We start from the raw sequence: 14,229 nt of genomic DNA, 5'->3' as shown, positions 1-14,229 counted from the left end.
CCGCACGGCCCCCCCCCCGGCGGGGGGCGGGGGCTTGCGGGCCCCCCCCCCCCCCCCCCCGCCGCCCAACTCCTCGTCGTCGACCACGACCTCGGCCGAGAACGCCGCGGAGAACGGCGCCAGATTCCGCGGGCGCGGCATGTCCTCCAGCTCGATCTCGGGACGTAGCGCCGCCGTCCGCAACTGCTCCACCGCGCGGCGGAACTCCGCGGGCTCCTCGGTTTCGCCGACTGCTGGTGCCATGACCGGCAGCGTATGTGCGGGGCAGCAGCCAGCCGAGGAGGCGCGCGGGCCTTCGCCGTGGGCGAACGGCACACTCTTCCGGGTCTGCGAGGATGGGCCATGTGACTGACCCGCGTACCCCTGGCTCGCCGCCCCCCGCCGCTCCGACCGCCGATGTCCGCGACTCGGCGTTCCTGCGCGCCTGCCGACGCGAATCCGTGCCGCACACGCCGGTGTGGTTCATGCGCCAGGCCGGGCGCTCCCTGCCCGAGTACCGCAAGGTGCGCGAGGGCATCGCCATGCTCGACTCGTGCATGATGCCGGACCTGATCACCGAGATCACGCTCCAGCCCGTGCGCCGCCACAAGGTCGACGCGGCCATCTTCTTCAGCGACATCGTGGTGCCGCTCAAGGCGATCGGCGTCGACCTGGACATCAAGCCGGGCGTCGGCCCCGTCGTGGCCCACCCGATCCGCTCCAAGGCCGACCTCGCCCAACTGCGCGACCTCACGCCCGACGACGTCCCGTACGTCACCGAGGCGGTCGGCCAGTTGACCCGCGAGCTCGGCGGCACGCCGCTAATCGGCTTCGCCGGCGCGCCCTTCACCCTGGCGAGCTACCTCGTCGAGGGCGGGCCGTCCAAGAACCACGAGTTCACCAAGGCGATGATGTACGGCGAGCCCGACCTGTGGGCCGCCCTGCTCGACCGACTGGCCGAGATCACCTCGCAGTTCCTCACCGTGCAGATCGAGGCCGGCGCCTCCGCGGTTCAGCTGTTCGACTCGTGGGCGGGTGCGCTGTCCGCCACCGACTACCGCGCGTCCGTGATGCCGGCCAGCACCAAGGTGCTCGCCTCGGTGGCGTCGTACGGCGTGCCGCGCATCCACTTCGGTGTCGGCACCGGCGAACTGCTCGGCCTGATGGGCGAGGCAGGTGCCGACGTGGTCGGCGTCGACTGGCGGATCCCCCTCGACGACGCGGTGCGGCGTATCGGTCCCGGCAAGGCCGTGCAGGGCAACCTCGACCCGGCCGTGCTGTTCACGCCGCGCGAGACGATGCGCGCGAAGGCCGACGAGGTCCTTGCCGCCGGGCGCGCCGCCGAGGGGCACATCTTCAACCTGGGCCACGGGGTGCTGCCGAACACCGACCCCGAGACGCTCACCGCGCTCGTGGAGCACGTGCACAGCGCGTCCGCGCGCTGACCCGACCTCCCGGTCCGGCCCCGCCCCGAACGGGGTGGAGCCGGACCGGACGACGGACTGCGGTACGTGGCCCGCGTCAGTGCGCGCCGGGCGGTTCGCTCGGCGGCGCACTCGGCTTTGCCGGTACGGGGGACGGCGCGCCCGCGGGCTCGTACGCCGAATCGTCGTCCTCCCGCGCCTCGTCCCGCACCGCGCCGACCGGGTTCCGCTTCTCCCACCGGATGAACGGCTCTTCGCGCGCGGCGCGGCGTGCGGCGATCGCCTGCGCGATGGGTGCCCGGTACTGGCGCAGCAGCCACAGCAGCACCAGGAAGACGACGAGGAACGGCAGCACGGCCGCCAGTACGACCAGAATCCCGCGCACGGTCACGTAGAACGCGTGCCACCCGCCGCTCAAGGCGTCGACGACCGCCCCGCCGAAGCTCTCGCCGCCCTTGTCCTTCTTCGCCGGCGCGTCGGGGGCCTTCGGCGGCTCACTCTTCGGCGTCGGCTCCGGGCGCGCGTTCACCGCCAGCGCGATCGTGGCGAGGTCGGACTGCGCCGTGAGCGTCTGCTGACGCTTCATCAGCGACTCCAGATCGGCCTCGCGGCGTGTCACTTCCGCCTCGATTGAGACGATCTCGCCCAGGGACGTCGCCTTGGCCAACAGTTCCCGAACCCGCTCGACGCTGCGCCGCTGCGTCTCGATCCGGCTCTGGACGTCCACGACCTGCTCGGTGATGTCGGTGGCCGTGCGGTTGCGGCCGATCACGGTGCCGAGGGCGCTCAACTGGTCAAGTGCCTTGTCGAACTGCGCGGGCGGCACCTTGAGGGTGAGCACTGATGTCGTGACGTACACGACCTCTTGGCGGGTCGGCTCGGTCGAGCCCGGGGCGGGCGGCACCGAGACGTTGCGTGTGGACCGTGTGGTCTGCTCGCCCGCCACGAGCCCGCCCATGCCGATCGTGATCGACCGGGCGTTCGCCGCGACGGCCTCCGGGTCGTCCGCTTCGAGGCGCACGTCCGCGGTCAGGACCAACTTGCGGTCCTGCACGGGCGGGTTGTCGGCGGCCGGAGCGCCGCTCGGCGCACTCGCCGGGGCCCTGGTGCCCGAGGCGCCTGAGGCGCCTGAGGCGCCTGAGCCTGCGCCTGCCTGGCCGGTTCCGGCCGGTGAGGGCGCGACCTGAGTCCCAGAGGTGGGAAAAGCGGCTCCCGCAGTCGGCGCCGCGGCGCCGGGAGCTTCGGCCTTGCCGCTTTTGTCGCTGCCGCTGTCGCTGGAGGAGGAACATGCGCCGAGGAGCAGCACCGCCCCCAAGATCGCCCCGACTGCCGTGGTTCGTCGTCTCAACACGGTTCCCCCCAAAGGATGTTGCGGCGTAGACGGCCTGGCGCGGCCTGCTGACGGCCCTGTGACGGCGACCATCCGCCGCGGGTTCCGCCTTCGGGAGTCCCGCGACAGAAACGTGTCCGTACCGACCGCAGCCCGTGACCGGCGGGTATGTCCGGCCGCGCGTGAGAAAGTGGCCGCATGAGTTCGACTACCTCCGCGGCGGCCGACCGGGCCGAACCGCCCGCAGGCCGGCACATCGTCGTCGTCGGGGGAGGGATCGCCGGGCTCGCCGCCGCACACGCGCTGTGCCGCGACGCCGGGCCGGGCACACACGTCACCGTGCTGGAGGGATCACCGCGCATCGGCGGGAAGTTGTCCGCGGTCGAGATCGCGGGCGTACCCGTCGACGAGGGCGCTGAATCGATGCTCGCCCGTCGCCCCGAGGGCACCGGCCTCGCCCGTGAGGTCGGACTCGCCGAAGACCTCCAACCGCCCGCGACCGCCAGTGCGACCTTGTGGACGCGCGGCGCGCTGCGGCCCATGCCTCGCGGTCACATCATGGGCGTACCGGGCGACCTGTCCTCGCTGGCGGCCTCCGGAGTCCTGTCGCCCGCAGGCCTCGCGCGCCTCCCGGTGGACCATGCCCTGCCACCGCACCCGTACGAAGACGACGTGACCGTCGGCAAGTTCGTCGCCGCGCGCCTCGGCCACGAGGTCGTGGACCGGCTCGTCGAACCGCTGCTCGGCGGGGTGTACGCGGGTGACGCGTACGCGATCTCGCTGGAGTCCGCGATGCCGCAGCTGCTCCCCGCGGCCCGCGCCGGCGGCTCGCTGCTGACCGCGGTACGCGACCTGCTCGACCGCGCCCCCGACCCCGCCGGCGCCGGACCGGTCTTCGCGGGCATCCGCGGCGGCATCGGACGGCTCCCGCACGCGGTCGCCGACGCGATCACCGCGAGCGGGCGCGGCACGGTACGCACGAATGCGACCGTACGCGCGCTCCACCGCACCCCCGACGGCTGGCAACTCGTCGTCGGCGACACCCGCACCCCCGAGAGCATCGACGCCGACGCGGTGGTGATCGCGCTGCCGGCCGCCCCCGCGTCGCGCCTGCTCGCCCCGCACTCGCACGTCGCCGCCGTCGAACTCGGATCGATCGAGTACGCCGGGATGGCCATCGTGACGCTCGCGTTCCGCCGTGCCGACCTGGGAACGGAACTGCCCGGCAGCGGCTTCCTCGTGCCGCCCGTCGACGGCCGCCGCATCAAGGCGAGCACGTTCGCGAGCAACAAGTGGGGCTGGATCGCCGAGGCGGACCCGGACATGTTCGTGCTGCGCACGTCGCTGGGCCGGGCGGGCGAGCAGGCCGTGCTGCAACGCGACGACGCCGGTCTGATCGCCGACTCGCTCGCCGACCTGCACGACGCGGTCGGGCTCGGGGCGGTGCCGGTCGAGACGCGCGTGACGCGCTGGGGCGGCGGGCTGCCGCAGTACGCGGTCGGGCACCGCGGGCGCGTGGCGTGCGTCGAGGACGCCGTCGAGCGGCTGCCGGGGCTGGCGGTGTGCGGGGCGGCGTACGACGGCGTCGGGATCCCGGCCTGCATCGCGAGCGGGCAGCGGGCGGCGGCATCGGTGCTGGCGACTGTGGGCGTCTGGGGTGCGTCGGGATCGCGGGGATCACGGGGCTCGTCGGATTCACGGGGCTGACGGGGCTCGGCCGCTCGGCGGCTTGTCGGCTTCGGCTTCGGCTTCGGACGGTGACCGTGCGCGGTGGAGCGGGGCGCCGTACGCCTGTTCGGGCAGTGCGAGCCCTTCACCCCCACCAGGGTGCGGGGGACCGGTCGGGGCGAGGGACAATCGGCGTATGACTGACGCCACCACGCAGGACCCCGACACCCCCGAGACGGCCGTGGAGACGGTGCCGCCGCGCCGCAAGGCCCGCGACCTCAACGAGGTCATCCGCTACACGATGTGGTCGGTCTTCCGGCTGCGCGGACCGCTGCCCGAGAACCGGGCCCGGCTGGCCGTCGAGGTCGAGGCGCTGTTCGAGCAGCTGCTCGACAAGGACGTCGTGGTGCGCGGCACCTACGACGTGTCCGGGCTGCGCGCCGACGCGGACGTGATGATCTGGTGGCACGCGGAGTCGTCGGACGAACTGCAGGAGGCGTACAACCTCTTCCGCCGCACGGGCCTGGGCCGTGAGCTCGACCCGGTGTGGTCGAACATGGCGCTGCACCGCCCCGCCGAGTTCAACAAGAGCCACATCCCGGCGTTCCTCGCCGAGGAGACGCCGCGCGACTACGTGGCCGTGTACCCCTTCGTGCGGTCGTACGAGTGGTACCTGCTGGAGGACGCCGAACGCCGCCGCCTGCTCGCCGAGCACGGCCAGATGGCCCGCGGCTACCCCGACGTGCGGGCCAACACGGTGCCGTCCTTCGCCCTGGGCGACTACGAGTGGATCCTCGCCTTCGAGGCCGACGAGCTGCACCGCATCGTCGACCTGATGCGGCACCTGCGCGGCTCGGAGACGCGTCGGCACGTGCGCGAGGAGGTCCCGTTCTACACGGGCCGCCGCCGCCCGGTCGGCGAGCTGCTGGCAGGTCTGGCCTGACACGTCGGTGGGCCGTTCCGCGTCCGGGGCGGCCCACCGCGATGTCCGAAACCCGCCGGTCATCCGGTCGCGGCGGCGGCAGCATGGTCGGGTGGGAAACACCCCGAACCACCAGACGCCCGCCGCGAGCACCACAGGAAGGTCCGCCGCCATGAGCACCGCCACCGCAACTGTGACCGACACCGTCACCGAGACCGCGACCGGCGCAGCCACTGCCGGTGCCGCCACCGCCCTCGTGCAGGACGCCCTGCCGATGACCGTGGACGGCGGCGGCGACCGTGCGTGGGACCCGATGGAGTTCGTACCCCCGCTCGACGGCCCGCCGCGCCACACCGTCGTCGGTTCGCCGGTCGGCGAGCTGCTTCTCGTCGGCGACGGCGAGGCGCTGAGCGGGCTGTTCATGCTGCCCGACGCCAAGTACGTCCCGGAGATCGGCGGCGACTGGGTGCGCGACGACGCCGTGTTCGACGAGGTCACGCGCCAGCTGGAGGAGTATTTCGGCGGTGAGCGCCGGGAGTTCGACCTGCGGCTCGCGCCGCGCGGCACGGACTTCCAGCGGCGGGTGTGGCGCGAGCTGACCACGATTCCGTACGGGCGCACGACGTCGTACGGCGCGATGGCCGACGCGCTCGGCTCGCCCACCGCGTCCCGGGCCGTGGGCGCCGCCAACGGGCGCAACCCCATCTCGATCATCGTGCCGTGCCACCGCGTCATCGCGTCCACCGGCGCGCTGACCGGGTACGCGGGCGGCCTCGACAAGAAGCAGCAACTGCTGGCGCTGGAGCGCGGTTCGCGCGCTGCCTGACCGGAGCCGGGCGCGACTCGACCGGGCCGCGTCACGCCGGGCCGGCCGCGTCGGTCCGCGCCGCGACCGCGCAGGGCGGCCGGGCGGGAAATCCGCTCGCGCTCCGGCCGCGGCCGGTGCGAGGGTGCGGGCATGTCCGCCCAGCGCACCCGGCACGGCCGGCAGACCCGGCAGCCGCAGCCCCGGCACGGCGAGCAGGCGCGCAGCCACGCGCAGACCCGGCACACGCCGTACGAGATCCGCGCCGACTTCGATGCCCACTCGATCGTCGTCTACCAGGCGTACTCCGCGGCGATCGCCGGTCCCGCGTTGGACGCGCAACGCTTCGTCCCGCCCTTCTCGTTCGGGCGCATGACGTGGATCAAGCCGTCGTTCCGGTGGCTGATGCACCGCAGCAACTGGGGCCGCAAGTCCGGCCAGGAGCGGATCCTCGCCGTCCGGATCACCCGCGACGGCTGGGAAAAGGCGCTGGGGCGCGCGGTGTTGACGACATCGGAACCGGACGCGGTGGCACGCGCCGAGGTGCATGTGCAGTGGGATCCCGAGCGCTCCCTGCGCGGGGCGCCGCTCAACCACTACAGCATCCAGGTCGGCGTCGGCCGGGCGCTGGTACGCGAGTTCGCCGAGCAATGGGTCGTCGGCATCACCGACCTGACCCCGACCGCCCACCGGATCGCCGACCTGGTCAGGTCCGGGCGCGCGGACCGCGCAAAGGCGTTGTTGCCGGTGGAGAAGGTCTATCCGGTGCCCGACGCCCTCGCGCGGCGGATCGCCGCGCCTGGATAGCACGGGCGGAGTACGTCACACCGCTGCCCCGAAGTCAGTCGGAGCAGTACCGCGCTTCCGGGTCCCAGCCCACGGGGTTGCGGCGCAGGCGGGAACGTACGCGCTGGACGAATCCGGGCCTGCGCGGCGGCTGCGGCGGATCCGGCGGCGCGGGGGACAGCGCTGCTTCCACCGCCTCGGGGAGTTCGCCCCGGGCCTTCAAGTACTTGGCAAACGCCACCGCGTCGGCACGGCTGCCGCCGACCGCGGGCTTGGGATGGGTGCGTGCCCACTCCATGAACGTACGTGGCCAGCGGTCGCCGAGCGCTGTCGCGAGCACAGGAAGGGCACGCAGCACGCCCTCACGCCGCTTGGCGGCCAACGCCACCGATTGCACGCGGATGCGTTCTGCGTCGAACCCCTCCGGGACCGGCCCTCCCGCGACCAATGCGGCGAGCAAGTCAGCCTGCCTGCGGGCAAGTTCGGCGCGAGCAGCGACGGGATCCACAACGGGATCCACAACGGGATCCACAACCGGATGCACGCCCGGGGCGGCGCCGGGGCCCGCGACCGGGCTCACCGCCCGCCTCCCGCAGGCACTCCGCCCAGGGCTCCGGGAACTTCGGTGCGGGATCCCGTAAGCTCGCCAAGCGGCCCCGGAATTCCGCGGATTGACCCTGCCTCCACCGCCGCCGCGGCTGCCGTGCCGTCGAGGCGCGACCGGATGGCCGTCAGCTCGCCCTGCAATTCGTCCGCGGGCGGGAAGGCCGCGTCACGCTCCAGCAGCACGCCGGGCGGACGGTGCCGCTCGCACAACATGCCCAGGATGTCGAGGACTTCGTCGCTCACCGGGTGCGCGTGCGTGTCGTGCCAGATCCCGTCGGTGAGGACGCCGCCCGCGACGTGGACGTACGCGACGGCCTCCAGCGGCAGCGTGTCCAGCGCCGCGGCGACATCCATGCCGTGGTTGACCCGTTCGGTGTGCAGGTTGGCGACGTCGACCAGCAGGGACACACCCGTCATCGCCACCAGTTCGGCGAGGAACTGCCCCTCGGTCATCTCGTTGTCGGGCCACGCGAACAACGTCGCCGGGTTCTCCAGGGCGAGCGGCACCGGCAGCGAGTCCTGGGCGACGCGTACGTTCTCCGCGATCACCCGCAGAGCCGCGCGCGTACGCGGGACCGGCAGCAGGTGGCCCGCCTCCATGCCGCCCGCGCGTACGAACGCCAGGTGCTCGCTGACCAGCGGAGCTTCGACCGCCGCGGCCACCTCGGCCAGTCGCGCCAGCCGCTCGGGATCGGGCCGGTCCGCGCCGCCGAGGCCGAGCGAGACGCCGTGCGGCACGACCGCCGTGCCGCGGGCGCGCAGCACGCGCAGCGAGGCGGGCAGGTGGTCGGGGTGGTCGGCGCACACGTTCTCGGCGATCACCTCGACGAAGTCGACGCCGGCAAGGCGTTCCACGGTGAGGTCGATCTCGGGCCGCCAGCCGATGCCGACGGCCCCCGACTTCCCACCGAAGAGCCCGTTCCCTGTGCTCATGAGCTGCCTCCTCCGCAGCCGCCGCCTCCACCGCCGCCGCCGCAGGACGATCCGCCCGAGCTTCCGCCGCAGGAGGATCCCCCGCCGCCGCCCCCGCCGCAGCTCGACCCGCCGCCCACCAGCGAGCACGACCACGAGCTCGATCCGGGCCCCGCGCACGAGGTCCCCCGGAACCCGTTGTCCGCACACGAGGTGGAGCCGCACCACGACGGCGTCCCCGGGTCGTACACACCCGCACACGTCGAACCCGAGGAACTCGTGGTCGTCGTCGGCGGCGCGTACTGGGGCTGGGCGAAGGCCGCGATCTGCTGCTGCCGGAAGATGTCCAGCAGCTCGTAGTCGGTGAGCCGGGCCAGCCCCAGAACCGCGATCTCACCGAGCCCGACGCCGCCGGCCACCGTCCCGTCGAGGCGGTGGCGCAGCGCGGCCTGCCTGCGCAGTTGCACGACGTACCGCATGCCGGCCTGCGTATGCCCGCTGCGGATCAGCAGCTTGCCCGCCTGGGTGGCCAGCACGATCACGAAGGCGATGAAGACGAAGGGGAGGCCGACAAGGAACACGGCGTTGCGCAGCGCGATTCCGAGGATCACCAGAAGGACGAAGGCGCCGCCGAAGCAGGCGAACAGCACCCTCATGCCGGACCTCGCCCGTGCGATCTCGCCGGGCGGGCGCATCAGACCCCAGTAGAACAACTGGTGGCCGATGCCCTGGATCTCGGGGCAACGTGCGCCCTGATGGCGCACGACGGCCAGGGACGCGGTCCCGCCGGCGGCCTGGACCGCGCGCAGCACGCCCGCGGTCACCGCGTCGGCCGGCCCGCGCCCGGTGGCGGTGACCGTGCCGTCCCGGCCGATATGCAGGACGCCGGTGGCGCGCATCGCGAGAATGGCGACGTCCGCCACGCGCGCGGGGCCCCCGGTGAGGAACGCGGCCGTGTAGAGGTCGATCCGCGATACGTCGGGAGGGGCGTTCGGGTTCATGTTCCGGTTCATATCCCGTATGTACCTGCCCCGGGCACACTCCCACCCACCCGGGACCCAATTCGATGGGATTCCCTCACGAACCGGTCCCCGGCGGGCACGAACGATCAAGCGCCGTCTGCGGGTTCCAGCGTCATGCTGATCGAGTTGATGCAGTACCGCTGGTTGCGCGGCGTGTAGCCCTCGCCGTCGAAGACGTGTCCCAGGTGCGAGCCGCAGTTGCGGCAGCGGACCTCGACGCGAACCATGCCGTACGACTTGTCCTCGCGCAGCTCGACGCGCTCCTCCTCGACGTAGTCGAAGGAGGGCCAGCCGCAGTGCGAGTCGAACTTGTCCTGGGACCGGAACAGCTCCGCGTCGCACGCGCGGCACCGGTACACACCGACCGTCTTGGTGTCGGTGTACTCGCCCGTGAAGGCGCGCTCGGTGCCGGCCTCGCGCAGGACGTGGTACTCCTCCGGCGACAGCTTCGCCAGCCACTCGTCCACGGACCTGACCACGTTGTACTTCGGGGTGTCAGCCATACCGACATCCAACACGTACGACCCCGCGTCCGTTCCCGGGGCGGGGTCGTACAGGCATTACCGGCCGGTGACGGCCGCGCGCCGGGCGGGCACGGGCACCGGCCGGGACGGGGGCGGACGCGGCTACGGGCCCGGACGTACGGCGGCGGCCGCGCGCCTCAGCGGCGGTTGATCGCCTCGAGGATCTCCGGGCCGAGCAGCGTCACGTCGCCCGCACCCATCGTCAGCACCAGGTCCAGCGGACGCGCCAGCTCGGCGACCACCGCGGGCACCTCCGACCAGCTGTGCTCCATGCGCACGAGGCCGCCGTGGTCCAGCGCGCTGTGCGCGATGATATGGCTCGTGATGCCGGGCTGCGGGTCCTCGCGGGCCGCGTAGATGTCCATCACCAGGGCGATGTCGGCGGCGGCCAGGGCACGGCCCATCTCGGTGCCGAGCTGCTGGGTGCGGCTGAACAGGTGGGGCTGGAAGACCGCGATCACGCGGCCCGCGCCCACCGCGCCGCGCGCGGTCTCCAGGTCGGCGGCGATCTCGGTGGGGTGGTGCGCGTACGAGTCGACGACGCGTACCCCGCCCGCCTCGCCCTTCAGCTGGAAGCGCCGCCGGACACCCTGGTACTTGCCGAGCGCGCCGCCCATCTCGGCCGGGTCGATGCCGAGCGCCAGGCCGACGGCCAGGGCCATGACCGCGTTGGACGCGTTGACCCGGCCGGGGACCGCGACCGCGAACACGTGCTCGGCGGCGGCCTTGCCGCGTACCGTCACCTTGCTCGCGAGGCCCTGCGGCTCGACCTTGACGATCTGGAGGTCCGCGGCGGCGTCCTCGCCGACCGCGACGATCCGCAGTTCGGGCGCCGACTTGGCGAGGCGCTCGCGCAGCGCGCGCGCCCCGGAGTCGTCGGCGGACAGCACGAGCGTCCCGCCCGCGACGATGCGGTGCGCGAACTGCTCGAACGCGTCCAGCACCTCGTCGAGCGAGGCGTAGTTGGCGTGGTGGTCCAGCTCCACGTTGAGGACGACCGCGACCTCGGGGGCGTACTTGTGGAAGCTGCGGTCGCTCTCGTCCGCCTCCGCCACGAAGACGTCGCCGTCTCCGTGGTGTGCGTTGCTGCCGGCCTCGTTGAGGTCCGCGCCGATCGCGAACGACGGGTCCATGCCGAGCGACGTCAGGCTCACCGCCAGCATGCTGGTCGTGGTCGTCTTGCCGTGCGTGCCGGCCACGGCCACCGACCGGCGGCCGTCCATGAGGCGGGCCAGCGCGTCGGCGCGGTGCACCACCGGGATGCCGCGCTCGCGCGCCGCGACCAACTCGGGGTTGTCGGCGCGGATCGCGCTGGAGACCACGACACACGTCGCGTCGCCCAGGTTCTCCGTCGCGTGGCCCACGTGCACCTGGCAGCCGAGCTGCCGCAGCGCGAGCAGCGCGGTGGAGTCCTTCGCGTCGCTGCCGGCGACCTTGGCGCCGCGGATCGCGAGAATCTTCGCGAGCCCGGACATCCCTGCCCCGCCGATGCCGATGAAGTGCGGAGCGCCGAGGTCGACCGTGGGGGCGGTCGCGGACTGCTCCGCGGGCGAGGCGGGCGATGCCATGCAGGCTCCTTCAAGAACGCGTGAACCGGAAACGGGTGGGTCGGGACCGGGTGGATCGGGACCGGGCTCGGCACCGGGTCGTCCGGCACCAGGTGGTCCGGCACCGGGTAGTCCCGGACCGGTCGACCCGGGACGGGGTGGACCGGGGACGATTGTGCACCACGCGGCGCCTACGCCGTGTTGTGCGCGAACAGCTTGAGCACCGGGACGCCCACCTTGTGCCGGGCGCGCGAGGCCCAGTCGCGGTGGAAGAACTCCTCGATCAGGTGCGGATCGGTGAGCACGATGACCTCGTCGGCGGAGTGCCGCTCGACGACGTCCTTGAGGATCTCCAGCGGGTCGTCGCCGGGGGCCGTCTCGCCCACGGCCCGCACGCCGGCGGCCTCCAGCGCCGCCACGGAGGCGTTGAGCGTACGCCGGGTCGCGTCCGCGGCCTCGTCGGTCGGCTCGTCCTTGGGACGCTCGACCTCCTCGGCGGCCTCCTCGAGGTGGCCCAGCGCCACGTCGTCCAGCGCACGCACAAGCCGGTGGTGGTCCGTCTTACCCGGCAGCACCACGACGAACGAGGTCTCGACGTCCTCGTGCAGGCCGGTGACCAGGTGTACGTCCCCCTCGTCCATGACCTTCTCGATGAGCAGCACGATCGTGTACACGCGTTGTCTCCCTCGGGTCCTCGCTGCAGCGCCGTACCGCAATACCATGCCACCCGGACGGGCGGTTGGGGTTGATTGCCGCTCAACCGGTGGGGTTGCGGACGTATCGGGCGAAGAGGAACCCGTCCTCTTCCAGAAGAGTGTGCAATTCCATCGCCTGCGGCACCTCGGGCGCGGGCCCGTTGGTGATCCGCGGCGCCGCGCCGCCGAGCAGGAGCGGCCCGAGCGCGAGGCACAGCTCGTCGAGGCGGCCCGCCATGACCAACTGGCCCAGCAGGTGCGGACCGCCCTCGGTCAGCAGCCGCGTCCAGCCGCGCGCCGCCAGCGCGTCGACCGCGGCGCCTATGTCGACGCCGGTCGATCCGGGCTCGCCCGCGATCACCACGTCGGCGTATTTGCGGGCCTCGGCCAGGCGGTCGGGGTCGCACTCGGGGCCGGTCAGCACCACGGTCGGCACTTCGGCCTCGGTGAACAGCGGCGTCGTGAAGTCCAGCTCCAGGCTGCGCGTGACGATCGCGATGACCGGGACCGGGGGCCGCCCGGCGGCGGTGCGGGCGGGGGCGTACGCGGGCTGCGGCTTCGGCGGCCGGTACCCCTCGGCGCGGACCGTCGACGCCCCGACCAGCACGACGTCGGCGAGCGCGCGCAGCACACCGAAGATGCGCTTGTCGCCGGGGGAGGACAGGCCCGCGGAGAGGCCGTCGCCGGCCTGCGCGGCGCCGTCGAGGCTGGAGACCATGTTGGCGCGCAGCCACGGGCGGCCCGCGTCGACCACGTCGGACGGATAGGCGTACACGAGGTCGAGGTCGACCTCGGCGGCGGTCTCGGGGGGTGCCCCCGAAGGCGCGGAGCCCGGGGCGTCGGTCGCGGGAAGCAGACGTCGCATGCGGTCGAGTCTTGCACGCACCGTAGGCTTGATGATCGTGCCCAACGTGTCCCCGGCGAGTCCGGCCGCCGAGCCGGTGTCCCTCGCATCGCGCCACCCTGTGGTCCCCGCCGACCGCATGGTGGCCGAAATGGTCCCACCGCCCCGCTTCGACGGGGTGCGCTTCAGCACGTACATACCGGACCCGACGCAGCCGAGCCAGGCCGCCGCGGTGACCCGGCTCGAGGAGTTCGCGGCCTCGCTGAACGCCGCGGGCGGCGGCGACGGCGGCTCCCGGCGGCGCTGGTTCCGGCGCGACAAGGGGGCCGCGGCACCCGCGTACAGCGGCGTCTACCTGGACGGCGGCTACGGCGTCGGCAAGACGCACCTGCTGGCCTCGCTGTGGCACGCGGCCCCCGGTCCGAAGTCGCTGTGCACGTTCGTCGAGCTCACCAACCTCGTCGGCGCGCTGGGCTTCCAGGAGACGGTACGCGCGCTTTCCGGCCACCGGCTCCTGTGCATCGACGAGTTCGAGTTGGACGACCCGGGCGACACGGTCCTCGTGTCGACCCTGCTGGGCAAGCTGGTCGACGCGGGCGTCAAGCTCGCGGCCACCTCCAACACGCTGCCCGACAAGCTCGGCGAGGGCCGCTTCGCCGCCGTCGACTTCATGCGCGAGATCCAGGGGTTGTCCGCGCATTTCCGGTCGCTGCGCATCGACGGCGATGACTACCGCCACCGCGGCCTGCCAGAGGCGCCCTCGCCCGCGGCGGACGACGACGTGGTCGGCAAGACCGCCGTGGCCCCCGGGGTCACGGGCGCGGCGCTCGACGACTTCCCCGAACTGCTGCGGCACCTCGCCTCCGTGCATCCGAGCCGGTACGGGGCGCTCCTCGAAGGCGTGCACGCGGTCTTCTGGCGCGGGGTCGTGCCGGTTCACGACCAGTCCACCGCGCTGCGCCTGGTGGTGCTGGCGGACCGCATGTACGACCGCGAGATTCCGGTGGTGGCCTCCGGTGTCCCCTTCGACGCGCTGTTCTCCGAGGAGATGCTCGCGGGCGGCTACAAGAAGAAGTACCTGCGTGCGGTGTCGCGCCTGGTGGCCATGGCGCGCGACGGTGCCGAGCGGGTGCCGTCCGTCGGCTGAGCCCAGCCTGACGCGGCC

Annotated in this window: 15 protein-coding genes; 6 read left to right on the top strand and 9 right to left on the bottom strand. The window is 72.9% G+C overall.

What is annotated here, in order from left to right:
* Nucleotides 1–243, bottom strand: a 243-nt coding sequence (locus ACWD12_RS30570; RefSeq protein ID WP_450102257.1) for a DUF3000 family protein, incomplete at its 3' end; no start/stop codon positions are given.
* Between the two features lie 101 nt (nt 244–344).
* Between ACWD12_RS30570 and hemE the strand changes: the two genes are divergently transcribed.
* Nucleotides 345–1,424: a uroporphyrinogen decarboxylase gene (gene hemE / locus ACWD12_RS30565; protein ID WP_450102256.1), complete on the top strand. Its 1,080-nt coding sequence runs from the start codon at nt 345–347 to the stop codon at nt 1,422–1,424.
* 76 nt (nt 1,425–1,500) lie between these two features.
* Here hemE and ACWD12_RS30560 read toward each other — a convergent pair whose 3' ends face one another.
* Entirely contained in the window at nt 1,501–2,457 is a 957-nt protein-coding gene (locus ACWD12_RS30560; protein WP_450102255.1) for a DUF4349 domain-containing protein, read from the bottom strand.
* Nucleotides 2,458–2,931: 474 nt separating this feature from the next.
* Here ACWD12_RS30560 and hemG point away from each other — a divergent pair, with 474 nt between their 5' ends.
* The 4 genes from hemG to ACWD12_RS30540 all read left to right on the top strand — a co-directional run bounded on the left by hemG (nt 2,932) and on the right by ACWD12_RS30540 (nt 6,935).
* Nucleotides 2,932–4,440, top strand: coding sequence for a protoporphyrinogen oxidase (hemG, locus tag ACWD12_RS30555; RefSeq protein WP_450102254.1), 1,509 nt, complete (start codon nt 2,932–2,934; stop codon nt 4,438–4,440).
* Nucleotides 4,441–4,597: 157 nt separating this feature from the next.
* Nucleotides 4,598–5,344: a hydrogen peroxide-dependent heme synthase gene (hemQ, locus tag ACWD12_RS30550; RefSeq protein ID WP_450102253.1), complete on the top strand. Its 747-nt coding sequence runs from the start codon at nt 4,598–4,600 to the stop codon at nt 5,342–5,344.
* 151 nt (nt 5,345–5,495) lie between these two features.
* The gene (locus ACWD12_RS30545) at nt 5,496–6,149 is read left to right on the top strand and encodes a methylated-DNA--[protein]-cysteine S-methyltransferase (RefSeq protein ID WP_450102252.1); all 654 of its coding nucleotides are present in this window, start codon (nt 5,496–5,498) and stop codon (nt 6,147–6,149) included.
* A gap of 132 nt (nt 6,150–6,281) precedes the next feature.
* Nucleotides 6,282–6,935, top strand: a complete 654-nt coding sequence (locus ACWD12_RS30540) for a DUF4291 domain-containing protein (protein ID WP_450102251.1) — start codon at nt 6,282–6,284, stop codon at nt 6,933–6,935.
* A gap of 34 nt (nt 6,936–6,969) precedes the next feature.
* Here the strand turns inward: ACWD12_RS30540 and ACWD12_RS30535 are convergent, their stop codons facing one another.
* The 7 genes from ACWD12_RS30535 to ACWD12_RS30505 all read right to left on the bottom strand — a co-directional run bounded on the left by ACWD12_RS30535 (nt 6,970) and on the right by ACWD12_RS30505 (nt 13,085).
* Nucleotides 6,970–7,374 carry a hypothetical protein gene (locus ACWD12_RS30535; RefSeq protein WP_450102250.1) on the bottom strand — a complete coding sequence of 135 codons (405 nt, stop codon included), beginning with the start codon at nt 7,372–7,374 and terminating at the stop codon, nt 6,970–6,972.
* Between the two features lie 116 nt (nt 7,375–7,490).
* Nucleotides 7,491–8,453 carry a DUF692 domain-containing protein gene (locus ACWD12_RS30530; protein WP_450102249.1) on the bottom strand — a complete coding sequence of 321 codons (963 nt, stop codon included), beginning with the start codon at nt 8,451–8,453 and terminating at the stop codon, nt 7,491–7,493.
* Nucleotides 8,450–9,445 carry a TIGR04222 domain-containing membrane protein gene (locus ACWD12_RS30525; protein WP_450102248.1) on the bottom strand — a complete coding sequence of 332 codons (996 nt, stop codon included), beginning with the start codon at nt 9,443–9,445 and terminating at the stop codon, nt 8,450–8,452. The genes ACWD12_RS30530 and ACWD12_RS30525 overlap by 4 nt, the downstream gene beginning before the upstream one ends.
* Nucleotides 9,446–9,540: 95 nt before the next feature.
* Nucleotides 9,541–9,957, bottom strand: coding sequence for a peptide-methionine (R)-S-oxide reductase MsrB (msrB, locus tag ACWD12_RS30520; protein ID WP_450102247.1), 417 nt, complete (start codon nt 9,955–9,957; stop codon nt 9,541–9,543).
* A 158-nt stretch (nt 9,958–10,115) separates the two neighbouring features.
* The gene (gene murC, locus ACWD12_RS30515; RefSeq protein WP_450102246.1) at nt 10,116–11,546 is read right to left on the bottom strand and encodes a UDP-N-acetylmuramate--L-alanine ligase; all 1,431 of its coding nucleotides are present in this window, start codon (nt 11,544–11,546) and stop codon (nt 10,116–10,118) included.
* A 170-nt stretch (nt 11,547–11,716) separates the two neighbouring features.
* Nucleotides 11,717–12,199, bottom strand: coding sequence for a type 1 periplasmic-binding domain-containing protein (locus tag ACWD12_RS30510; RefSeq protein ID WP_358363051.1), 483 nt, complete (start codon nt 12,197–12,199; stop codon nt 11,717–11,719).
* Between the two features lie 82 nt (nt 12,200–12,281).
* Nucleotides 12,282–13,085 (bottom strand): pyrimidine reductase family protein, encoded by an 804-nt coding sequence (locus ACWD12_RS30505; RefSeq protein ID WP_450102245.1) that lies wholly within the window; start codon nt 13,083–13,085, stop codon nt 12,282–12,284.
* 31 nt (nt 13,086–13,116) lie between these two features.
* On the opposite strand from ACWD12_RS30505, the gene zapE reads away from it, so the two are divergent.
* On the top strand, nt 13,117–14,211 hold the full coding sequence (gene zapE, locus ACWD12_RS30500) for a cell division protein ZapE (RefSeq protein ID WP_450102244.1): 1,095 nt from the start codon (nt 13,117–13,119) through the stop codon (nt 14,209–14,211).
* Nucleotides 14,212–14,229: the final 18 nt, after the last annotated feature.

The organism is Streptodolium elevatio, assembly GCF_053592165.1.
The sequence above is the reverse complement of the archived record's forward strand: the minus strand, read 5'-3'. Positions and strand labels throughout refer to the sequence as shown.